Here is a 22,576-nt window from a genome sequence, read left to right as displayed (position 1 = left end):
CTTCACGGGATTTATACCTGATTTTTTATATGATAAAGGTATAAATGGAAGGTGATCAAATGGGTTTTGTGAAAGGAATCAATCATTTGCTGTTTTCGGTGTCTGATCTGGAAAAGTCGATCGCATTTTATCAAGCGGTATTTGACGCAAAATTGCTCGTAAAAGGGCGAAAAACCGCTTATTTTGAAAGTAAAGAAAGTATATAAATTTAGGCTCTATTCTGCTTACGTCAGAGTTGGCCATGTCCAGCTCCAGCGCCCAGCAACTAGCAAACTTCACACTCCTTCACTACGATAAGTCAACATCGGTTCGCTTCCAGCTCACCGTGTTTCCTTTATCTCATTGCGGAGTGCTCCAGTTTGTACGTTGCTAAACGGGCGCTTCCGCTTTTCTTAACCTGGATGGATTATGGCTGGCGCTAAATGAGGAGACGGGTATTCCCCGAAAAGAAATTTGGGAGTCATATACACATACAGCTTTTTCTATCGAGGAAACAGATTTTGAATCCGTTTATCAGAAATTGCTGCAGCTTAATGCACATATTCTGCCGGGACGGGATCGTGATGAACGCGACCGGAAATCCATTTACTTTACGGATCCAGATGGGCATAAGTTTGAATTTCATACAGGAACGTTAAAGGATCGAATGGACTATTACAAAGCGGAGAAGCCGCATATGGAATTTTTTGATTAAGGAAAGCAAAGGTCTTTGATTGATGATCTTTGCCTTTTTATTAATTGTGTATTTTTTAACCATCTATCTGTTATCAATAAAATACCCACATCAAAAAAGCAGAAACAACGACAATGAAACGCCAATATCAACCGTGAAGAAAAAAACATCAGCGGAGTAACGCAAACATCAATCTGAACTACTATTACCTCCTGCATATATATACATATAAATGTCAAGTTGAGTCATTACCCTTATTTTAGCTAAAATAAAGACATGAGGAGGCAGATAGGATGAAAAAGGATATGTCTATCATCGGGGTACCGATGGATTTAGGACAAAATAGAAGAGGGGTTGATATGGGCCCAAGTGCAATGCGCTATGCAGGTGCTATTGAGAGATTACAACGTTTACAATATAATGTAAGCGATTTAGGGGATATCCCAATTAATCGGCCAGATGGAAAGGATGACAAGCGGGATGGAAACCTGCGTAACTTGCAACAAGTTGCTGAAGGGAATCAGGCATTAGCCGAAATGGTCGATCAGGAAATCGGCAAAAATCGGTTTCCGCTCATTTTTGGCGGGGATCATAGTATTGCGATTGGCAGTCTATCCGGAATTGCCAAGCATTATAAAAACCTGGGCGTCATTTGGTATGATGCTCATGGTGATTTGAATTGCGGAGAGACGTCACCATCAGGGAATATTCATGGCATGCCGCTTGCTGTCAGCCTTGGAATTGGGCATGAAAAACTAACAAATATGTTACATTACCAGCCTAAGGTCAAACCGGAAAACATCGTCATTGTCGGAGCGCGCTCACTCGACCCAGGTGAAAGAGAATTAATCAGAGAAAAAGGTATAAAAGTGTACACCATGCATGAAATTGATCGGATCGGTATGACGAAGGTGATGCAAGAAACAATTGACTATTTACAGGAGCGTACAGATGGTGTTCATCTTAGTCTTGATCTGGATGGACTGGATCCATCGGAAGCACCAGGCGTAGGGACTCCAGTCCTGGGTGGACTAACCTATCGCGAAAGTCATTTGGCGATGGAGATGCTTGCTGAAGCAGACATTCTTACATCTGCAGAATTTGTCGAAGTAAACCCGATATTGGATGACAAGAACAAGACGGCTACAGTTGCGGTCGGATTGATGGGGTCCTTATTTGGTGAAAAATTAAAATGAAAAATAGACTTTACAACTTTTATAAATAAGCGTAAGATAATGAGCATCATATTTTTACTTTTCATAACCGCTTAATTTCTAAATGAAAACGGGGGAACCATTTTTGTGATGTGATCATCACTAGGGGTGAATCCATATTAATGGTAGGGTGACTCTTAACACCCGAATCCGACAGCTAACCTCGTAAGCGTCCGTAAGAGGAGATACAGTGCTCATTACTGATCGAACCACAGGGCTCTGCCTCTGTGGTTTTTAGGTGACTGTAATGTGCATGTGGATTTATTTTCCTCGATATATAGCCAAAGAGGAGAAACAGCAGATGAATTTACGTAAAAGACGAATCAATCTTCACCCACCGCAATTTGTTATTTTAATTTTTAGTTGTTTTATTCTGATTGGTACTGTCCTGCTGAAGCTGCCATTTGCAACTACTGTATCGATTAGCTGGATTGATGCACTATTCACGAGTACATCAGCGATGACGGTTACGGGACTTGCTTCCGTTGACACAGGTACAACATTTACTTTATTTGGGCAAGTTGTTATTTTGGGGTTAATTCAAACGGGTGGTCTTGGTATTATGACCTTTGCTGTCCTGTTATTTATCATGCTTGGGAAGAAAATAGGTCTGAAGCAGCGCCTGATTATTCAACAAGCATTAAATCAGCCAAATCATGGTGGAGTGATTCGGCTGGTAAAGCAGCTATTCTTCTTTTCCATTACAATTGAAGCAATAGCTGTTATCATTCTGACGTTTCGCTGGGTGCCGGAATTTGGCTTACAAAAAGGAATTTATGTTAGTATATTTCATTCCATTTCCGCTTTTAACAATGCGGGTTTTTCTGTTTGGCCTGACAGCTTATCAGCTTATGTTGGCGATCCAATTGTTAATAGTGTGATTAGCCTATTATTTATTACTGGTGGAATTGGATTTACGGTTTTAACAGATATGTGGTATAACCGATCTTATAAGAAGTTTTCACTGCACACCAAATTAATGATCGTCGGTACAGTAGTGCTGAACGTTGCCGCTATGTTATTTATCTTTATTTTTGAGTTTAATAATGATGCAACATTAGGGACTTTATCATTTATGGATAAATTATATGGCTCGTATTTTCAAGCGGTAACGCCAAGAACGGCAGGGTTTAATTCGGTTGATATCGGTGGCCTGGAAGAACCTACTATATTACTGATGATGCTATTAATGTTCATTGGTGCAGGTAGTGCATCTACCGGAGGCGGGATCAAATTAACAACTTTTCTAATTATTGTATTTGCTGTTGTTAACTTCTTAAAAGGCAAGAAAGAAATTGTTATTAAACATAGACGAATTGACAATACACTAGTCGTCAAATCACTAGCCATCTTAACCATAAGCTTAACCTTTATTTTCCTGGCTATTTTGACATTGAGTATTACGGAACGTAGGCCCATTCTGCCAATTGTTTTTGAGGTGATTTCAGCGTTTGGAACAGTAGGATTGTCAATGGGGCTGACCGCCGATTTATCAGATGTTGGGAAGTGTATTATCATCTTTATGATGTTTATTGGCAAGCTGGGCCCGCTTACGTTAATGTTTTCATTAGCAAAAACCAAATTCGATAAGGTCCGTTATCCGAGTGAGGACGTTTTAACAGGATAAAAAAATCGAAACAAATAAAAAAGACATTGAATTCCGTGAAGAAATTTTGATGTCTTTTTTTACCCTTATTATTTTCTATTGTCATGATGAATTATATGTATTATCCAAGAAGTAAGCTGTTATGCACTTGCTGCTGCTTTAGTATGATATTCATTCAATAATTCATCCAATTGTTTACTGGATTTTACGACAATATCAGACGTTAATTCATACGAGCAACTTAACGTGATCATTTCATTACGACATTGTTCGATTTTTTTTAGTAAATTTTCCACACAACTATCCCCCTATCTAGTATACTATAATATGGAATTCCCTATATATTTGCAATAAAAAAGTTTTTATTTTTTTATAAGAAAAGTGAAACCTTTTGAGACTTGATTCGTAACACAATTTACCGCAGGCTAGCGGAGGTACTTGATAATGGACTTGATGATTAAAGAGAAAATAAAACAGGTAAAAAAAGGTGATCAAGCGGCTTTTGCCGATATCGTTACCTTTTTTCAGAATAAAATTTACCAGCATTGTTACAGGATGCTTGGTAATGCGCACGAGGCGGAGGATATAGCGCAAGAGGCTTTTATTCGGGCATATATCAATATCGATTCGTATGATGAAGGGCGGAAGTTCTCTACCTGGCTCTATCGAATTGCAACAAACTTGACGATCGATCGTTTACGAAAACGGAAACCGGATTATTATCTTGATGCTGATATAAAGGGTACAAAGGGATTGGATATGTATTCCCTGCTTCAGGCCGATAATCGATTGCCAGAAGAAGAAGTGGAAAATTTGGAATTACAGAGCTATATTCATCAGGAAATTTCCGAGTTGCCACCGAAATACCGATCCATTATTATGTTAAGGTATTTAGAGGAATTTTCCTTGAAAGAAATTAGTGAAATCCTGGACATTCCATTAGGGACGGTAAAAACGCGGATTCACCGAGGACGGGAAGCATTACGCAAAAAGCTTCGTCACGTGTAAAGGAGTGTGGACAGTTTGGGATGCAATCATGAAGCGATTGAGCTTATGCATAAATATTTAGATGGAGATTTAACGAAAACGGAAGAAGCGAACTTGCGCCTGCATTTGGAAAACTGTGAAAGCTGTCAACAGCACTTTCATGAATTAAAACGGACGATTACCTGGATTCAAAGTACCGAGCGTATAGAGGCGCCGCAAGACTTCACACAAAAGGTTATGGCGAAGCTGCCAAAGGAAAGAAAACGCGTCAGCTACAAGCGCTGGTTTAAGGCGCACCCAATCATTACTGCTGCTGCGATATTTTTTATTCTAATGTTTAGTGGAATATTCTCTGCCTGGAATCAGGATAACCAGCTAGTTGTCTCCAAACAGGAAAATTTAGTCATAGATGGAGACACCGTTATCGTTCCGGAGGGGGTAACGGTTTCTGGAGACCTGCTTGTTAAAAATGGCAATCTGAAAATTGACGGAACTGTTGACGGCAATGTTACTTTGATTAATGGAAAACTTATCGACAGTTCCATTGACGGGAAAGGACTAATGGCCTCGGTAGGGGAAGTTAACGGGGAATTTAAACAGGTTGATCAGGTTTTTGAATGGATTTGGTACCATTTAAAAAATATTTTTCGAAGCATTTTTTCATTCGGGGAATTATAATCCGGAAAATTGGAGGCGCTGGGCTGGACGTTGTTTATTATGACGCCCAGTTATCCGGCGCATAAATTGGGTCCACTTGCTGGCAACAGAAGATGGTCTAAAATTTCACCTGGGATATTTCCCGGGTTTTTTATTAGGTAAAAAGTATAAGAATATGGGCTCTATTCCGCTTATGTCAGGATAGGCCACGTCCGGCTCCAGCACCCAGCGGCTAGTATGCAACACCCGCCTCCGTACGATAAGTCAACATCGACTCCCTCTGGTCGTCGTGTTTCCTTTATCTCCTACGGCTCAGTCCAGCATATACGCCGCTAACCGGGTGCTTGCGCCTTTGTTCTTTTCATTGGGGAAATATGATATAATATATACTGTTATTAAGTATAGAATGGATGGAGTTTTATGATCAGAGGGAAGTGTAAGCATGCTTGATGGGGGATTTGACGTTTTAGACCTGCTTCGAATTGGCGTAGATATTGGTCTCGTCTGGTATGTATTATATAAATTAATCATGTTAATCAGAGGTACAAAGGCAATTCAGCTCTTGAAGGGAATTGCAGTCGTATTGATAGTTTGGCTTTTAAGTATTGTATTCGAGCTGCAAACAGTTCAATGGATAACCAATTACGCTATAACTTGGGGATTTTTGGTAATTGTGATTTTATTCCAGCCAGAACTTAGAAGGGCATTAGAGCAGCTTGGCCGTGGCAATTTTTTTTCCAGGGGAGCAAGGTCGGAGGAAGAGAGGATCGAACAGACAATTGAAGCGATTGTTCAATCGGCAAACTATATGGCCAAACGGCGTATCGGTGCACTTGTTTCGGTTGCTCGTGAAACAGGGATGGGTGACTATACAGAAACAGGTATCCAGATCAATGGAAAACTGACACACCAATTATTAACTAATATCTTTACCCCGAATACACCGTTGCATGATGGTGCTGTCATTATAAAAGGGGAGGAAATCGTAGCTGCAGCCTGTTACTTACCATTATCGGAAAGCCCGTTTATCTCAAAGGAGCTAGGAACAAGGCACCGGGCGGCAATGGGGATTAGTGAAGTGACAGATGCGTTGACGATCGTCGTATCGGAGGAAACAGGCTATATATCTTGTACAAAAAATGGTGAATTACATAGGAATTTGGACCAGGATGGGTTAAGAGACTTTTTACGAGAAAATTTAGCCTTAACATTGAAATCCCCTGAATCAAAGTCATGGATCAGGAGGGGGAAACGAAATGGATAATTGGTTTAAAAGTAAATGGTTTGTCCGAGCTGTTTCGTTGGCGTTTGCGGTATTGCTGTTCATATTTGTCAATGTGGAAATAAATGATAAAAGTGCTGAAAATCGATTTTTTGGTACGTCAAATGAAACACAGACGATCGATAATGTCCCCGTGGATATTCGAATTGATAAAAACTTTGTCGTAAGCGGTGTACCAGAGCATGTACGTATGTCACTCGAGGGACCGCAGAGTGTATTGGCACCGGCGGCAAAACAGCGGAATTTCGAAGTGTTTGTCGATTTGCGTGGTTTAGGCGAGGGAAAACACAAGGTAGAAATAAAATATGCCAATATCTCGGACGATTTGAAGGTCTATATCGAACCGAAGACGATTGATGTCGTTATTGAAGAGCGAGCATCAAAGGAATTTAATGTGGATGTTGATTTTATTAATGAAGATAAGCTGCCTAGTGGTTATGAGCTTGGAGATTTCATGGTCAATCCCCAAACCGTAACAATTAGAAGCTCAAAAAGCGTTGTAGATCAGATCGCCTCCGTAAAGGTGTTTGTCGATGTTGCGGAATTAACCGAATCGATTAATAGCCGAGAGGTTCCGGTCAAGGTTTATGACAGTCAGGGGAATGAATTAAATGTTGCGATTGACCCGGAAAATGTTGAAGTATCAGCAGAAATCAATAATCCAAGTAAAAAAGTACCGGTAAGTGTGAAGACAACCGGGAAATTGCCAGATGGTTACTCGCTTGTATCCATTACTCCTGAAGTTAATGAAATAGAGGTTTTTGGGACAAGCAATTCACTACAGGATCTTGAACAGGCTGCTACAAAAGAAATTGATTTATCCAAAATTACGGAGTCAGGGACAATTGATATTGGTTTTGCCTTGCCGGATGGTGTGAAAGCCCGTGATCAGGATTCATTAAATGTAACCATAGAACTTGAACAGACGAAGACGACGGAAACGACGAAAACAACGAAAACGACGAAAACAATTAACGATGTCCCTATTGAGGTAGAAAATCTGGGGAATGAACAAGAAGTGTCGTTTGTTGAGCCAAATAGTCCAAAAATGGATGTTACAGTTAATGGGAAACAGGAAGATATAGATAAACTCAAAAATGAAGATATTAAGCTATCCGTTAATGCGGATGGACTGGGTGAGGGAGAACATCAGGTTCCGGTAATGATTGAAGGACCTGAGGGCAATGAGTATACAGGTGAATTTGAAGAGGTAACCATTGAAATCACTTAGACACAGAAGTGGAAGTGACCGGTTCAATTAGTACTGCCGGTCTGTAGGATAAACGGGTAAGGTTTTATTAGCTAAAAGGGAATGTTTAACAGTTAAGAAGGATAGACAATTTTACTCTCACTTTGCAAGAGTTGGTTAATTGGAGAAAAGGAGAGGTACAGCATGGGAAATTATTTTGGAACAGACGGTGTCAGAGGAGTAGCAAATCTTGAATTGACACCAGAATTAGCATTTAAAATAGGACGCTTTGGCGGATATGTATTAACAAAGGAAACAGAAAAGCCGAGAGTCCTAATTGGACGTGACACCCGTATTTCCGGTCATATGCTGGAAGGGGCACTTGTTGCAGGGCTGTTATCGATTGGTGCTGAGGTAATGCGGTTAGGCGTTATTTCAACTCCGGGGGTTGCTTATTTAACAAAAGCAACGAGTGCACAGGCAGGGGTGATGATTTCTGCTTCGCATAATCCGGTCGAGGATAACGGGATCAAGTTTTTTGGACCGGATGGCTTTAAACTGTCGGATGAACAGGAGGATGAGATTGAGGCACTAATGGAAGGCGAGGATACCCTTCCACGCCCGGTTGGTGCTGATTTAGGAATTGTGAATGATTACTTTGAAGGTGGACAGAAATATCTTTCCTTCTTAAAAGAGTCGATTGATAATGATTTTGCCGGACTGGAAATCGCCTTGGATTGTGCGCATGGTGCAACCTCGGGACTGGCGACACATTTGTTTGCCGATTTGGAAGCAGATATTTTCACGATCGGTTCATCACCGGATGGCTTGAATATTAATGATGGGGTTGGTTCCACACACCCTGAGAGCTTGCAGGCCTTTGTTACCGAGAAAGGGGCAGATATTGGCCTTGCATTTGACGGAGACGGTGATCGTCTGATTGCCGTTGACGAAAAGGGAAATATTGTTGATGGCGATAAAATCATGTATATTTGTGGAAAATATATGAATGAAAAAGGTTTCCTGCGACATAAGACAGTTGTCTCCACGGTGATGAGCAATCTGGGTTTCTATAAGGCGCTAGAGAAGCATGGGATGCGCAGTGATAAAACTGCCGTTGGTGACCGTTATGTCATGGAAGAAATGCGTAAGGGCGGCTACAATCTGGGTGGTGAACAGTCTGGCCATATTATCTTCCTCGATTACAATACAACGGGCGATGGAATGTTATCAGCGCTTCAGTTAGTAAACGTGATGAAGGAAACGGGCAAGAAATTGTCGGAACTTGCTGATGAAATGGAAGTATATCCGCAAGTACTTAAAAATGTGAAGGTAACCGACAAGAAAAATGCTATGACCAATCCGCAGATAAAAGAGGCGATCGATGCAGTTGAACAGGAAATGGCCGGGGAAGGACGCGTGCTTGTCCGACCGTCAGGGACAGAGCCGCTTGTCCGGGTCATGGTGGAAGCGTCATCCAAGGAAGACTGTGAACGGTATGCGGATCGGGTTGTCAAAGTAATTGACGATTTACTGGGAATAAAATAATACAATTTGCCGAAACTGCTCTTATATAAGAGCAGTTTTTTTCGCCTTTGAAATTATTCACAGGGCCTGACGACATTTGCTTTCTAAAATTTGGCTGGTCAACGAAATTACTAATTGGAATTATAATGGGCCAAACAAAACGGTTATCATTAAGCAAACAGGTAAAGATTACTAGAGCAGATATTAAGGTGCAATTTATTACGCATTAACGGACTGTAATATCCCCACTAAATGAAGTTTCACTTTATCATAAAAGAATTTTAGAACATAGCCTGTTTAAACCGCGGAAATGAAGAATATATTCTATCAGCCCAAAACTGCCTCATAAAGGAATAATTGCAAGGATGAAATACGGAGTTACAAAAAACGAAAGTCGTAATGAAAACTTGCATCAATATAGTTCCTTAGTCCTACATAATGTAAGAAACACAGCCTTTTGTCACAAATCTATTATATTTGTAATACATTCTAGTAGATTTGGTAATGCTTGTAATAGAGTCTTAACGATTCTGTAACTGCATTGCCTCATTTCCTGTGATAGTATAGGCAATGTCAGAATTTGAAGGAGGGACTACCCTATGAAGAAAATGGTAGCAGCACTTGCTACAGGTGTCATGATTGCTGGCGCGGCTGTAACGAATGTTTCAGCAGAAGAATACAAAGTCCAAGAAGGAGATAGCCTCTGGGACATTGCAAATGAATACAACACTACCGTTGATGACTTAGTTGAAATAAACGAATTGAAATCTACCACTATTCACCCGAATCAAAAACTATTTATCAATGAGACATATAAGGTGGAAAAAGGTGATACATTAAGCGGTATCAGTAAAAAGTTTGATGTAGCGGTAGATGATATTAAGGAATGGAACGATTTAACATCTGACTTGATAGTAGCCGGCCAGAAATTAGAAATTAAAGGTGTAAACATTGTCCAGGAAGAGCAATCAACCAACGATGCTACTAACGTATCAAACGATGACGCTGTTGAATCATCATCAAACGATAATGAAAGCACGAATGAAAATACACAGAAGGCTTCTAAAACGGAACCTGCCAAAACGGTAAAAAAAGATGACACACCACAAGGTAAAACAGTTACGGTTAAAGCAACAGCTTATACATCCGATTGTGACGGATGCTCAGGGGTGACATCAACAGGGATTGACTTGAATGCAAATCCAGATGCAAAAGTAATCGCAGTTGATCCAGATCTAATCCCGTTAGGTTCAGAAGTTTATGTAGAAGGCTATGGGCATGCAACTGCAGCAGACGTTGGCAGTGCTATCAAAGGCAATAAAATTGATGTCCACGTTCCAAACAAAGACGATGCAACCCAATGGGGTGTACGTACAGTGGACGTAACGATCCTAAAATAAAATAAACATTTGAATTGTTGAATGTTAGCAAAGTATCAGGAAAACACCTTTATATTTGGTGTTTTCCTTTTTTTATGATAAAAAAAACATGGAATTACGATTGTATGGTTAAAGAAGCACGATTTTGGTCATTTGTATCAGCTGGCTTGGAAATAGTTTGTGTATAGCCAATAATACCAAATCCAAGGATTAACACCAAAAATAACGCGATTAAAACTTTTTTCATGTTATCTCCCCCGCCTTCACTTTTGCTGTCTAGGATTAGTATAATCAAAATTTGCCCTCCAAACCATTGATTTTCGTTACATTTTGGCGGTAATTCTTACAAAAATGAAAGAAACTGATTAGATATAGATGGAAGGAGGGGATAACTTAGGAGCATTACCGTTTAGACAGGTAACGCTCGCTCGTGCTGGATAAACACCAGGCACCTTTGCATCTACTTGCAGAAGGCCTTATTTCCGCATAATTATACGTTATGATCAGCAACATAATATCGTACACACAGCCATTAATAAACAAAAAGGAATAACTATGGTAAACTTATTTATGGAATAAGGTTATGCTCCGTTAATACGTTTACATATGAAGGAGGAAATTAAAATGACAAGCAAGGCACTGCAATCTTTTTTAGATGAAAATATTGCTGACTTAAAGGAACGTGGTTTATATAACGAAATTGATCCGGTTGAAGGTGCAAATGGGCCGGTTATCACGATCAACGGGAAAAAACTGATCAACCTGTCCTCGAATAACTATTTGGGGCTGGCAACTGATGATCGCCTGAAAAAGGTTGCAAAAGAAGTAGTCGATACTCATGGTGTTGGTGCGGGGGCTGTTCGAACCATTAACGGTACACTCGATCTGCATCTTGAATTGGAAAAGAAATTGGCGGAATTTAAAGGGACAGAAGCAGTTATTTCCTACCAATCTGGATTTAACTGTAACATGGCCGCTATTTCGGCCGTTATGGATAAACACGATGCTATTCTCTCTGATGAATTAAACCACGCTTCCATTATTGACGGCTGCCGCTTATCAAAGGCTAGAATTATCCGGTTCAACCATTCGGACATGGATGACCTCCGGCAAAAGGCGAAGGAAGCAGTCGAATCCGGGAACTACAATAAAATAATGGTGATTACCGATGGCGTATTTTCGATGGACGGAGATGTCGCGGATCTGCCGGGAATTGTTAAGGTGGCCGAGGAATTTGACCTGATTACATATGTTGATGATGCCCATGGATCCGGTGTTTTAGGAAAAGGCGCAGGAACCGTCAAACATTTCGGCTTACAGGACAAAATTGATTTCCAAATGGGGACACTTTCCAAGGCAATTGGTGTGATCGGTGGCTATGTAGCGGGCAAGGAAAATTTAATTGATTGGCTAAAAGTTCGCTCACGCCCATTTTTGTTCTCGACAGCAGTAACACCTGCCGACGCAGCAGCTGCAACCAAAGCAATTGAATTGTTAATGGAAAGTACGGCACTAAATGAAAAGCTTTGGGAAAATGGCGATTACCTGAAAGCGGGACTGAAAAAATTGGGCTTTGATATCGGCGACAGTGAAACGCCGATCACACCATGCATCATTGGTGAGGAAAAAGCTGCACAGGAATTCAGCAAGAAACTAATTGAAGCGGGTGTTTATGCAAAATCAATCGTTTTCCCGACCGTGCCAAGAGGAACAGGGCGTGTTCGTAATATGCCAACAGCTGCACACACGAAAGCGATGCTTGATGATGCATTGGCTATTTATGAAAAAACAGGGAAAGAAATGGGATTGATTTAGGTAGTGGGTAAGGCTGGGGATGAAGGAAATGACGCCGATTTTTCCGATATGATTCTCCGTTTTTTGGAAGCATAATGATAATGAACGATTAGAGGTCAGATGGCGGATTTGGTAGAAATTGATAAGCTAGCCAATTTCGCCATCTGGTACATCTATGACTTTATCACGCTTAACGGGCTATTACCTCTAGCTTTATGTGTGAGTAAACCAAAAGTGGGAAGATGGGAGCGAAACAGTCTTGATTCGTTCAAGGGGAGGAAGGGCAGGTTAAAACCGCCGCATGCCTTCACCTGCACGAGCACGTCCTGCGCGTCAGAACCCCAACTGAATAAAGTTTCACTTTATAACAAGGAGTAAAATGGAATGAAAAAGATTCTAGTCACTGGTGCTCTTGGACAGATCGGTTCAGAGCTTGTTACAAAACTTCGTAAAACATATGGTACGGAAAATGTAATTGGAACAGATATAAAGAAACAGGAAAAAAATGATGGTCCATTTGAAATTGTTGATGTAACGGACGGCGACCGATTGTTTTCGGTTGCCAAAGAACATCAGGTAGATACCATTATGCATTTAGCAGCATTATTATCGGCCAAAGCGGAAATAATCCCGAAAATGGCCTGGGACTTAAATATGGGTGGGCTAATCAATGCATTAGAGGTGGCGCGCGAGCTTAATTTGCAATTTTTCACCCCTAGTTCAATTGGAGCGTTTGGGCCGTCAACACCAAAAGATCATACACCACAAGATACAATCCAGCGCCCAACAACGATGTATGGCGTTAATAAGGTGGCTGGCGAACTACTTTGTGATTATTATTATCATCGATTCGGTGTTGATACGCGTGGGGTGAGGTATCCTGGATTAATTTCGCATGTGACATTGCCAGGCGGCGGCACAACTGATTATGCCGTGGAAATTTATTATGAGGCAATTAACAACAAAGCATATACCTCTTACATTGCTGAACATACTTATATGGATATGATGTACATGCCCGATGCGTTAAACGCCATTATGCAGCTGATGGAAGCAAATCCGGACAACCTGAAGCATCGCAATGCATTTAATATTTCAGCGATCTCCGCAGCACCAGAGGATTTTGCAAAAGAAATCAGAAAGCATATACCCGAATTTACGCTTTCGTATGATGTTGATCCAGTACGACAAAATATTGCTGAAAGCTGGCCAAATTCACTTGACTCTTCAGCGGCAGCAGATGAGTGGGGGTTTAAAGCGGAATATGATATTGGCAGGATGACTGAGGATATGTTGGAGAAAATTGCTGGGAAATGAATGATGGAGAGGCCTTTTCTTTTGAGAGAGGGCCTTTTTATAGGAGGGAGATTGTTGGGGGTGTGGAGGATTGAGCTAAGAATGCGGAGGTTTTGACCGGAGCATCAACAGTGAAATGGTGAGCATCGACAGGGAAGAGAGCAACATCAACAGTGGAAAGGTGAGCATCGACAGAGAAGAGAGCAACATCAACAGTGGAAAGGTGAGCATCGACAGGGAAGAGAGCAACATCAACAGTGGAAAGGTGAGCATCGACAGAGAAGAGAGCAACATCAACAGTGGAAAGGTGAGCATCGATAGAGAAGAATGCAAAGTCAGTCGGGGCTTTCGCAGATTAATACGGAAAACAATCAGAATGGAAGCTTTGATTAAGATTAATATAAAGAATCCATTTTGAATAAAGATTGATCAAAATGGATTCTCATCTATCAAATTTCAAAAAAGTTAGATCATTTTCTGCTTGTGTCACTCAACAGTCCAGCAGCTAATGTAATATTAATCAAATAGTTGAAACACAGACTTATGCTTACCCGGGTAATCGGAGTTTTGTGGATAATTTTCAATACTTGGGGCGAGATATTTTCTTGCACTATTTTTCCCAACATAGTGGAGTTTCATTGACTTCAGTAGATAATACATTACACTTGGTGAATCAATTTTTAGTAGTTCACGGCATTGCCGGTTGGTGATTGTATTATTAAAAAGTAGGAAATAATCCAAAATAATACGCTCATGCAACAATTTAATCTCTGCAGTACAGCTTCGGCAAGTCCACTTCTTGTTTATGCGTTCGACTGCTGTCTGCCAGCATGAGGGACAAACAATTCCATCAATAAGGTGCTTCTTTTGAATATTATATTGTTTTATTAAGTTGGGGTGATGTGGTATATCCCCACTTAATATGGCATTATTTAAATTTTTTATTTGAATATTGCTTAGCACAGTTTCAGTGTAATTGTCTGTTAATGCTTTTAAATGTAAATGTAAACTTTCCTTCCGTATCAATTTTCGATAAATAACGGGATCGTCCTGTTGGATTTTAATTATCGTTGATGGGTTACTGCTTACGACTAATGTTTCGATTGGGATAGACATGTTAAATTGCTGCAGCCATGCTTTTAAATGCATTTTTTGTGTCTCTGCCTGTAAAACAGGATCCTGAAATGCGGTGATTTTTCCACCATTAATCTGAACTAACTGATGCAACTCCGGATCGTATTCAATTGTACCAGCGAGATTTTTAATTTCTACAATGCATAAGAATGTTTTGGAAACGATCAGTGTATCAATTTGAAAATTCTTATTGTGGATTTTCAGGCGAATGTTGTGGAAAATGTAGAAGTTTTTATGGGGAAAAAGCGATAAGTTATAATCTACATCTTTTTCACCGCGATACCCGGCATTAAATCGATTAAAGTCTTCTGTGAGCTTTCGGTGTGTCCGGTAACCTTCTTTCAAATTCCGAAACAATGCCTCATAGCATAAAATAACGTATGGTTTTGTTCTATACTTTACCGTAAACAAATAAAAATCCTCCTCCTAGTGGTTGATATTGTAAGATATTCGACAAAAAAGATGAAATTCCTTTATTAATATAGGAACTTTTCATGATCTATTTGCCGATAATATCAAAATGCCCATGGAATATCAGGGGGAGAGTACGAAGCATCAACAGTAGAACGCGCAACATCGATAGCAAAAAGCAGAACATCAACAGTAGAACGCGCAACATCGATAGCAAAAAGCAGAACATCAACAGTAGAACGCGCAACATCGATAGCAAAAAGCAGAACATCAACAGTAAAACGCGCAACATCGATAGCAAAAAGCAGAACATCAACAGTAAAACGCTCAGCAACGTCGGCAGTAAAACCCGAAACACCAAATACGTCCCTCAACATCTTTCATATAGTCTAGCCCGGAATATGCAATAAATAAAAAATGCCTCTCAATCAAGGAGGCATTTCCATTAATACATTGCCGCAATTTCCTTCTGCAGCCTCTGATCCTGTACATACTCATCATAGCTCATCTCTTTATCGATGATTCCATTTGGTGTAAGCTCAATCAAGCGATTGGCAATACTTTGGATGAACTGATGATCATGCGATGTAAAGAGAATGGATCCTTTAAACTTGATTAATCCATTATTTAAAGCGGTAATCGACTCCAAATCCAAGTGGTTCGTCGGTTCATCAAGCAGTAAAACATTGGCATGGCTGAGCATCATTTTTGACAGCATGCAACGGACCTTTTCGCCACCGGATAATACACTTGCTTTCTTTAATGCTTCTTCTCCCGAGAATAGCATTCGTCCAAGAAAGCCGCGTAAAAATGTTTCAGTTTCGTCCTCCGGTGAATATTGCCGTAACCAGTCCACTAGTGGCAGATCATTGTTTTCGAAGTACTCCGAGTTGTCCTTTGGAAAATAGGATTGGGAAGTGGTGACACCCCATTTATACGTACCAGTGTCAGGCTCCATTTCTCCCATAAGAATTTTAAATAAGGTTGTCTTGGCGATATCATTTTTCCCGACAAAAGCGACTTTGTCATCTTTGTTGATCGTAAAACTAACGTTATCCAATACTTTTTTACCGCCAACCGTTTTGGTCAAACCTTCTACACGGAGTAAATCATTGCCGATTTCACGACCCGGTGTAAAAGCAATATATGGATATTTGCGGGATGATGGTTTAATGTCATCCAATGTAATAGTTTCCAGCAGCTTTTTCCGTGATGTCGCTTGTTTGGATTTGGAAGCATTCGCGCTAAATCGGGCAATGAATGATTGTAATTCCTTGATCTTCTCCTCTTTTTTCTTGTTCGCCTCCTGTGCCATCTTTAATGCAAGCTGGCTTGATTCGTACCAGAAGTCGTAGTTGCCAATATAGATCTGAATTTTGCCGTAGTCGACATCGGCAATATGGGTACACACTTTGTTTAAAAAATGCCGGTCGTGAGAAACAACGATAACGGTATTTTCAAAGTTAATCAGGAATTCCTCCAACCATTGAATGGCTTGGATATCCAAACCGTTTGTCGGCTCATCAAGCAATAAAATGTCCGGATTTCCGAATAATGCTTGGGCGAGCAATACCTTAACCTTCTGATCACCAGCTAAATCAGCCATTTTTGTTGTGTGAAGTGATTCATCAATACCTAATCCCTTAAGCAGGATCGCAGCGTCTGATTCAGCCTCCCAGCCATTCATTTCGGCAAATTCACCCTCAAGCTCTGCTGCACGCATTCCATCTTCCTCGGAAAAATCTGTTTTCATGTAAATAGCGTCTTTTTCCTGTTTTACCTTGTATAAACGCTCGTGCCCCATTAGAACAGTATCGATAACTTGATAGTCCTCATAGGCGAAATGATCCTGTTTTAATACAGCCATCCGCTCACCCGGAGACAGCGAAACATTGCCGGATTGGGCTTCCACTTCACCGGATAATACTTTCAGGAAGGTGGACTTGCCGGCACCATTCGCACCGATCACTCCATAACAGTTGCCATGGGTAAATTTTAAATTTACATCTTCAAATAATTTTTTATCACCATATCGCAAACTGATATTTGTAACAGTTACCATTTGTTTCATATCCTCCTTAGAAAAACTCGGCATCCGCCTCGTCCTTAATCGTGGGTGCCGAAGTTTTTCTTATACTTTAATATTATAAAAACGTAAACTTTCTTAAAGAGGATGTTCAAAAAGTCACCAAATGATAAGCGGCGACTTTTTGAACACGCACTTAAAGTAAAAAAAAGTAATCATGGCTAGCTTAAGGGATTTACAGGGTTTCGTCAATCTTAAATGTGCATATAATAGAAAAAGCAATGTAAATTGTAAACCTAATCAGGAAAACATTCACAAAATAGCAAAAATCAGCTTGTATATTTTCGGCTTTTTCGGTAAAGTTTTAGGTAGTGTTTATTTTCATTAATTTTTTTATGAAAGGACTATATTTTTACAGGAAAATATGTAACAATGAAGCAACGTGATTTTTGTTTTGTGATTAGCATATACAGTCATTATACCCTAGGAAGCTTAATGGAGGGGACATTATGGGGGAGAAAACGATCTATTTCCTCTTTACTGACACGGGCACATACTTAGCCAAGGCAATCAATTATTGTACAAAGCAATCCTTGAACCATGTTTCCATAGCTTTTGACCATGAGCTAAAGGAGGTTTACAGCTTTGGAAGAAAAAGGCCTAGAAATCCATTTATCGGCGGATTTGTCAGAGAAGATATACGCAGTGACTTTCTGAAAGAGTCAGCCTGTGCCATCTATTCGTATCGTTTATCCGAGGCGGATTGTGAAAAAGTGCTTCGAAAAATCAAAGAAATTGAAGCACGAAAGCATGACTATAAGTATAATTTTCTTGGTCTGATCGGGGTTTTACTCCGAATTGAGATTGAACGGGAACACGCCTTGTTTTGCTCTCAATTTGTTGCGACGGTTTTACGGGAAACAGAATCATTTGATGTTAAAAAACCGCCTTGTTTCGTCACACCGGCAGACATCCGTAATCATATAGGGCTAAACCTGATTTACCGGGGGCGGCTTGGAGATTATCAGCAGTGTATGAAGCAAGCCGAGCACAAATTGGTAAAAGGCGAACAAACATTATCAAAGCAATCATTTATTTATACATTATCAGAGAAAGTTAAACAGTTTGTCATCAGGTAGGGAGCCATTCACATTTGTCGATGGTTCCTTTTTTATAGAGGATGTGGGAGCTGTTTAGGGATCCTATTGCGAGCAGAATAGAACTTGAATTTATATCCTTTCTTATCTTTAAAAATATAGCCAAATGATTAGCGGTCAACCTCAGACGCCTTACTTGTGTCTACTGATCGATATCGGCCGACTTAACCTTCAGGATTAATCTGGCAGCTTTTTTTAACAATTAAAAGGAGGTAAACAAAATGGAGCGGACAAGCAATTATCGCTTACTTAAAATTAAGGAAATTTTATTTAATGAGACCGATGATTTTCATGAGCTTGGAATCGATGAACTACAGGAGCGGTTAAAGGAGATCATGAATGATGCTACCTATGATAGCCGTACGATTAAACGTGATTTGCAAACGCTTGATGATATGGACTTTGAAATTGTCCGTAATACCGGCAAGTTTGGCAAAACATTTTTCAGTCATCAGGCGCGACTGTTCGAAACCTATCAATTGCGGTTAATCATTGATGCAGTGCTATCTGCCCGCTTTATCACAACGAATGAAAAAAAACAATTAATTAACAAAGTGAAACAACTGACAAGCAAGCATACTGCCAAAACATTGCCTGAGCCGATTTTATTCAGTCAATCAGCCAATACGAATTATGAGTTAGTCAAGCTTAATATCGATTGTGTTCATCGGGCAATTGCTGAGAGAAAAGTACTTACATATCAATATGGCAAGTTCAATGTCAACAAGGAGTTTGTTTATCATCGTGACGGTGCCATTTATCATGTTGCACCATATGCCTTAATCTGGCAAAACGATTATTACTACTTAATTGGTTTGTTTCAGGAAACAGATGAAATCCGCCATTACCGACTTGACCGTATCCGCAACATCTCCATAACCGAACAAACCTTTACGAAAAAGGATTTTCAGCTGAATGATTATGTGAATCAAAGCTTTCATATGTTTGCCGGTGATGAAATATGGATCAAGGTTCGTTTTCATATGAATCTGGTAAATGTCGTATTGGATCGCTTCGGGCATGAGGCAGATATTAAGCAGATTGATGAAGACTATTTTGTCCTGACAACGAAAGCAAAATTATCGGATGGGTTGCTTAACTGGATACTTACATGGGGGCATCAAGCAAAAGTGTTATCACCGGATTATCTTGTGGAAAGGGTGAAGGATAAAATCAGGCAGATGCAGGATGTATACGAAGATTAAGGAGAACAAAAGGAAAGACGGGGATTTTTGAAAAGTCCCGTCTTTTAACAAGTGCTAGTAAAGTTTTGCTAACTCAATCCCTAATGTCTCATAAGGGATTTCAATCTTAAACGCTATGTCATTTGCTTCCAAATCAAACCGATCAATACTTACCTGGAAATTACTTTTGATTTCCATGTCCTTTACAGCTACATAAATTTCCTCATTCTTTGGGTCAATGGTTACCCAGTCAGGCATTGGCAAATACTTTTTCATGTATTCCATTATTTTCCGATTTGGCAGTTCCAGCAATCCGACAGAAATCGATTTCTGCTTGAGAACGACATTCCCATCATCCTGGACAATTGGTTCGAGATGAACGGATAATGGCACAGTTGTCGAAAATACCGGCAGCTCACCAATTAAATGGACATCATCTTCAAGTGAAACCCGGTAATGATGCTTGGAATCGTTTAATAGTTTATCAATATAAGCATTGACTAAATCGTTTAGGTTCTGTTTCGTTGTACGTACGATAAATTCAGAGCCTTCTTGTGCATTTTTGCTGTCCGGTTCTGGAACGGCTGTATCGGAAACAGGCCAAAAAATAAATAGAATCAGCATGATAACAATGAGCACATTAAGGGAAAGCAAGCCATAAAATAATCGCTTCCACTTATTTCGTGATTGCCTGCTTTTCCTTGGTTCTGACATACTACCTTCCCCCCTTTATCCAGATAGTAATCAAGAAGTATTGGTTACCATTCCTTTACTCTGTCAAATATTCCAATACCCGCTTGGCGATGCGCTGATAGCCAAGGGTGTTTGGATGGAAATTATCCTCGGCATATAAATCAACATTAGTATCTGCTAATAAATCTATTGTCGGTATAAATGCAGCATTTTCATACCCACTTGTGACATTTTTTCCGATCGTATTCCAGTCCTTAACAATAATACCGAGTTCTTTTATCTCCGGGAAATACTTTTCAAACGGGTTATAAAAACCGATCAGGTAAATTTTGGTTTTTGGGTTTAATTCGTTTATTTTATCAAAAATTTTGGTTAACCGGTTTTTATAATCATCGCGTTCCTTGGCAAAGTCATTGTAAGATAAACTAGTGAAATTTTCCTTGAGTACTTTCATGATGTCATTTGCCCCAATTGTGATGATGACAATATCGGATTCTTTAATGGATTGGACAATTTGCGGATTGCCAAGACGCTTAAGCAACTGGTCGGATCGATTCCCACGCTTACCGTAATTCTCAAACTCTGCCAGATGCGTTCTTTTATTTATCGTATTGTCGAGGATTCCGACATAACCGCCTTCTCCAGACGAATCACCGACTCCTTGTGTTAAAGAATCCCCAATTGCGACAATGTGTGCTTCCTTGTTTGTAAAGTAATCAATTGTGCTTTGTACCGCATCCTCCACGAACGTTTTAACATGTGTTTTAGCATCATCATTTTCAGATTCTTCCCTTTTCTCCTGTTCCTGTTTTGGCTCGCCCGTCTTGTTGTTATCATCGGTTGCTTCTTGCACAGATGGCACGCTTTTAAAGGTCTCCTGTACTTCTGTATCCGAACTGGTAAAAATGAAAAAAACTCCAATGCCAGTAAAAACTAGTATTATAATCAAAATAAATGCCATTTTTCGCCTCATGTCCATCACACCTATATGGAAAAAATTCTTGTTGTCCTGTGCAGGGAATTTATCTATCTATAAAAATATAACTGTTGTTCCAATAGTATATGTATACCCGTTTTCATTGGCAAGTATATCATGTTTTATTCGTTCATTTTTTTTGTTATAAATTTGTAATGAAATTGAGAAATTGTCGTGGAAAGAGAAGGAGGCTGTCCATTGATGAATGGGGACAGCCCATGGTAAAGTGAAACTTCATTCAGTGGGGGGATTCCGACGCACAGGACGTGCTAGTGCAGGCGAAGGTATTCGGACGTGACGGTTTTCCTCCCCACCTTCTTCGTTTTTGGTTTACTCACGCTAAGGACGGAGGTATTAAAGCCCATTAATACGTGATAAAATTCTACGGAAAAGCTAATGCAGCCACCGGCGATGCTGGCACTTCCGGATGTCCCCATATGTGGCAAAAATCCTCGATCATGGCACTGGCTGTCGGGAGAGAACCCGCGCCAGGGCCAACCAGTGTTAATGGGCCGAGAATATCCGCTTGCAGATGAATGGCATTGCTGACACCGTCGATTGCATATAATGGATGGGTTTCCGGGACGGCTACAGGCTCTATGCTTGCCGAAATAGTATCATTCGTAAAGGTAATTTCTGCAATATGTTTAATACGTCTATTAGCATGCGCCTCTTCTATGTGCATTTCTGGTGTGATTCCTGTAATGCCAGTTCGTCTAACCTTCTTCCATACCGGCTGTTTGGCAAAAATAAGCTCACTTAAAATCATCAGCTTATAAAAAGCATCGTAGCCCTCAATATCATTCGTTGGGTCAGCCTCTGCATAGCCCAGTTGCTGTGCTTCTTTTAATGCGTGGGAAAAAGTTGCCTTCTCTTCCCTCATTTTCGTCAATATATAATTTGAAGTACCATTAAGGATTGCTTGCAACTTGTCAATTTGATTCACATTTAACAGCCTTTTGACGGTTTGAATAATCGGAATTCCTCCGGCTGTTGTTGCTTCAAATCCAATCGTTACCTGATTTCGGGCGGCAAGTTCTGTTAATTCTTTTCCATGAAAAGCGAACATTTCTTTATTCGCCGTAATGATATGTTTTCCTTTTTCTATGCAGTGTTTCAGGTAGGTAAAAGCTGGTTCCCGCCCGACAATTGCTTCAAAAACAACATCAATGGCCGGATTTGATGCAATCTTATCGATATCCGCCGTAATTATCGCATCACCGGCTTTATTTTGATGCTTTTCCGGGTGTTCTACCAAAATAGCTGATACAGAAATCGGAAAACCGGTTATTTTTTGCAAGCGGTTTTGATGTCTCTGGATCGTTTCATAAACCCCGCTTCCAACCGTTCCAAAACCAAGTATTGCTACGGACAGTGTCTTCATAATCGGA

The 22,576-nt window shown here is 40.2% G+C and carries 22 protein-coding genes, 1 pseudogene and 1 riboswitch; of the genes and pseudogenes, 15 read left to right on the top strand and 8 right to left on the bottom strand.

The features are described 5' to 3' along the window. Positions 1-59 precede the first annotated feature (59 nt). The 4 genes and pseudogenes from IEX12_RS05615 (at position 60) to IEX12_RS05600 (ending at position 3,514) form a co-directional block, all read left to right on the top strand. The gene (locus tag IEX12_RS05615; protein WP_371871275.1) at positions 60-206 is read left to right on the top strand and encodes a VOC family protein; all 147 of its coding nucleotides are present in this window, start codon (positions 60-62) and stop codon (positions 204-206) included. A 179-nt stretch (positions 207-385) separates the two neighbouring features. Next, positions 386-694 (top strand): annotated as a pseudogene (locus IEX12_RS05610) (VOC family protein); the annotation flags it as partial. 272 nt (positions 695-966) lie between these two features. Next, on the top strand, positions 967-1,869 hold the full coding sequence (gene rocF / locus IEX12_RS05605) for an arginase (RefSeq protein WP_088052023.1): 903 nt from the start codon (positions 967-969) through the stop codon (positions 1,867-1,869). A gap of 58 nt (positions 1,870-1,927) precedes the next feature. Next, positions 1,928-2,074, top strand: a riboswitch (cyclic di-AMP (ydaO/yuaA leader). Between the two features lie 114 nt (positions 2,075-2,188). Beyond that, a complete protein-coding gene (locus IEX12_RS05600; protein ID WP_088052024.1) occupies positions 2,189-3,514 on the top strand; it encodes a TrkH family potassium uptake protein in 1,326 nt (441 codons plus the stop codon). Positions 3,515-3,633: 119 nt separating this feature from the next. Here IEX12_RS05600 and IEX12_RS05595 read toward each other — a convergent pair whose 3' ends face one another. Then, complete coding sequence (locus IEX12_RS05595; RefSeq protein ID WP_230856196.1) at positions 3,634-3,789, bottom strand: aspartyl-phosphate phosphatase Spo0E family protein; 156 nt, start codon at positions 3,787-3,789, stop codon at positions 3,634-3,636. Positions 3,790-3,937: 148 nt separating this feature from the next. Here IEX12_RS05595 and sigW point away from each other — a divergent pair, with 148 nt between their 5' ends. From sigW to IEX12_RS05565, 6 genes are all read left to right on the top strand, one after another. Beyond that, positions 3,938-4,501, top strand: a complete 564-nt coding sequence (sigW, locus tag IEX12_RS05590) for an RNA polymerase sigma factor SigW (protein ID WP_188724776.1) — start codon at positions 3,938-3,940, stop codon at positions 4,499-4,501. Positions 4,502-4,516: 15 nt separating this feature from the next. Beyond that, positions 4,517-5,158, top strand: a complete 642-nt coding sequence (gene rsiW, locus IEX12_RS05585; RefSeq protein WP_088052027.1) for an anti-sigma-W factor RsiW — start codon at positions 4,517-4,519, stop codon at positions 5,156-5,158. 421 nt (positions 5,159-5,579) lie between these two features. Next, a complete protein-coding gene (cdaA, locus tag IEX12_RS05580) occupies positions 5,580-6,401 on the top strand; it encodes a diadenylate cyclase CdaA (protein ID WP_102414383.1) in 822 nt (273 codons plus the stop codon). Further along, positions 6,394-7,650: a CdaR family protein gene (locus IEX12_RS05575; protein WP_155555316.1), complete on the top strand. Its 1,257-nt coding sequence runs from the start codon at positions 6,394-6,396 to the stop codon at positions 7,648-7,650. Before cdaA ends, IEX12_RS05575 begins: the two co-directional genes overlap by 8 nt. Positions 7,651-7,812: 162 nt before the next feature. Further along, positions 7,813-9,156 carry a phosphoglucosamine mutase gene (glmM, locus tag IEX12_RS05570; RefSeq protein WP_088052032.1) on the top strand — a complete coding sequence of 448 codons (1,344 nt, stop codon included), beginning with the start codon at positions 7,813-7,815 and terminating at the stop codon, positions 9,154-9,156. Positions 9,157-9,734: 578 nt separating this feature from the next. Continuing rightward, entirely contained in the window at positions 9,735-10,535 is an 801-nt protein-coding gene (locus IEX12_RS05565) for a 3D domain-containing protein (protein WP_102414385.1), read from the top strand. 94 nt (positions 10,536-10,629) lie between these two features. On the opposite strand, the gene IEX12_RS05560 is transcribed toward IEX12_RS05565, so the two are convergent. Beyond that, on the bottom strand, positions 10,630-10,809 hold the full coding sequence (locus IEX12_RS05560; protein ID WP_088052036.1) for a hypothetical protein: 180 nt from the start codon (positions 10,807-10,809) through the stop codon (positions 10,630-10,632). A gap of 329 nt (positions 10,810-11,138) precedes the next feature. Here IEX12_RS05560 and IEX12_RS05555 point away from each other — a divergent pair, with 329 nt between their 5' ends. The 3 genes from IEX12_RS05555 (at position 11,139) to IEX12_RS05545 (ending at position 14,022) form a co-directional block, all read left to right on the top strand. Next, a complete protein-coding gene (locus IEX12_RS05555) occupies positions 11,139-12,329 on the top strand; it encodes a glycine C-acetyltransferase (RefSeq protein ID WP_088052038.1) in 1,191 nt (396 codons plus the stop codon). Between the two features lie 363 nt (positions 12,330-12,692). Next, on the top strand, positions 12,693-13,625 hold the full coding sequence (locus tag IEX12_RS05550; RefSeq protein WP_188724775.1) for an L-threonine 3-dehydrogenase: 933 nt from the start codon (positions 12,693-12,695) through the stop codon (positions 13,623-13,625). 115 nt (positions 13,626-13,740) lie between these two features. Further along, positions 13,741-14,022, top strand: a complete 282-nt coding sequence (locus IEX12_RS05545; RefSeq protein ID WP_188724774.1) for a hypothetical protein — start codon at positions 13,741-13,743, stop codon at positions 14,020-14,022. A 98-nt stretch (positions 14,023-14,120) separates the two neighbouring features. Here the strand turns inward: IEX12_RS05545 and IEX12_RS05540 are convergent, their stop codons facing one another. The 3 genes from IEX12_RS05540 to IEX12_RS05530 form a co-directional block, all read right to left on the bottom strand. Then, positions 14,121-15,149 carry a nuclease-related domain-containing protein gene (locus IEX12_RS05540; protein ID WP_188724773.1) on the bottom strand — a complete coding sequence of 343 codons (1,029 nt, stop codon included), beginning with the start codon at positions 15,147-15,149 and terminating at the stop codon, positions 14,121-14,123. A gap of 104 nt (positions 15,150-15,253) precedes the next feature. After that, positions 15,254-15,526: a hypothetical protein gene (locus IEX12_RS05535; protein ID WP_188724772.1), complete on the bottom strand. Its 273-nt coding sequence runs from the start codon at positions 15,524-15,526 to the stop codon at positions 15,254-15,256. A 68-nt stretch (positions 15,527-15,594) separates the two neighbouring features. Beyond that, positions 15,595-17,211 (bottom strand): ABC-F family ATP-binding cassette domain-containing protein, encoded by a 1,617-nt coding sequence (locus IEX12_RS05530; protein WP_102414387.1) that lies wholly within the window; start codon positions 17,209-17,211, stop codon positions 15,595-15,597. A 473-nt stretch (positions 17,212-17,684) separates the two neighbouring features. On the opposite strand from IEX12_RS05530, the gene IEX12_RS05525 reads away from it, so the two are divergent. Both IEX12_RS05525 and IEX12_RS05520 read left to right on the top strand, forming a co-directional pair. Beyond that, positions 17,685-18,314, top strand: coding sequence for a hypothetical protein (locus IEX12_RS05525; protein ID WP_155555401.1), 630 nt, complete (start codon positions 17,685-17,687; stop codon positions 18,312-18,314). Between the two features lie 239 nt (positions 18,315-18,553). Then, positions 18,554-19,537: a helix-turn-helix transcriptional regulator gene (locus IEX12_RS05520; protein WP_188724771.1), complete on the top strand. Its 984-nt coding sequence runs from the start codon at positions 18,554-18,556 to the stop codon at positions 19,535-19,537. Between the two features lie 54 nt (positions 19,538-19,591). Here IEX12_RS05520 and IEX12_RS05515 read toward each other — a convergent pair whose 3' ends face one another. The 3 genes from IEX12_RS05515 to IEX12_RS05505 form a co-directional block, all read right to left on the bottom strand. Then, complete coding sequence (locus tag IEX12_RS05515) at positions 19,592-20,230, bottom strand: YpmS family protein (protein ID WP_155555403.1); 639 nt, start codon at positions 20,228-20,230, stop codon at positions 19,592-19,594. Positions 20,231-20,285: 55 nt separating this feature from the next. Next, entirely contained in the window at positions 20,286-21,182 is an 897-nt protein-coding gene (locus IEX12_RS05510) for an SGNH/GDSL hydrolase family protein (protein WP_155555404.1), read from the bottom strand. Positions 21,183-21,567: 385 nt separating this feature from the next. Then, positions 21,568-22,569, bottom strand: a complete 1,002-nt coding sequence (locus IEX12_RS05505; protein WP_155555405.1) for a homoserine dehydrogenase — start codon at positions 22,567-22,569, stop codon at positions 21,568-21,570. Between the last annotated feature and the right edge of the window lie 7 nt (positions 22,570-22,576).

It is taken from the genome of Lentibacillus populi (genome assembly GCA_014642895.1).
Classification (GTDB): Bacteria; Bacillota; Bacilli; order Bacillales; family Amphibacillaceae; genus Lentibacillus_C; species Lentibacillus_C populi.
The sequence above is the reverse complement of the archived record's forward strand: the minus strand, read 5'-3'. Positions and strand labels throughout refer to the sequence as shown.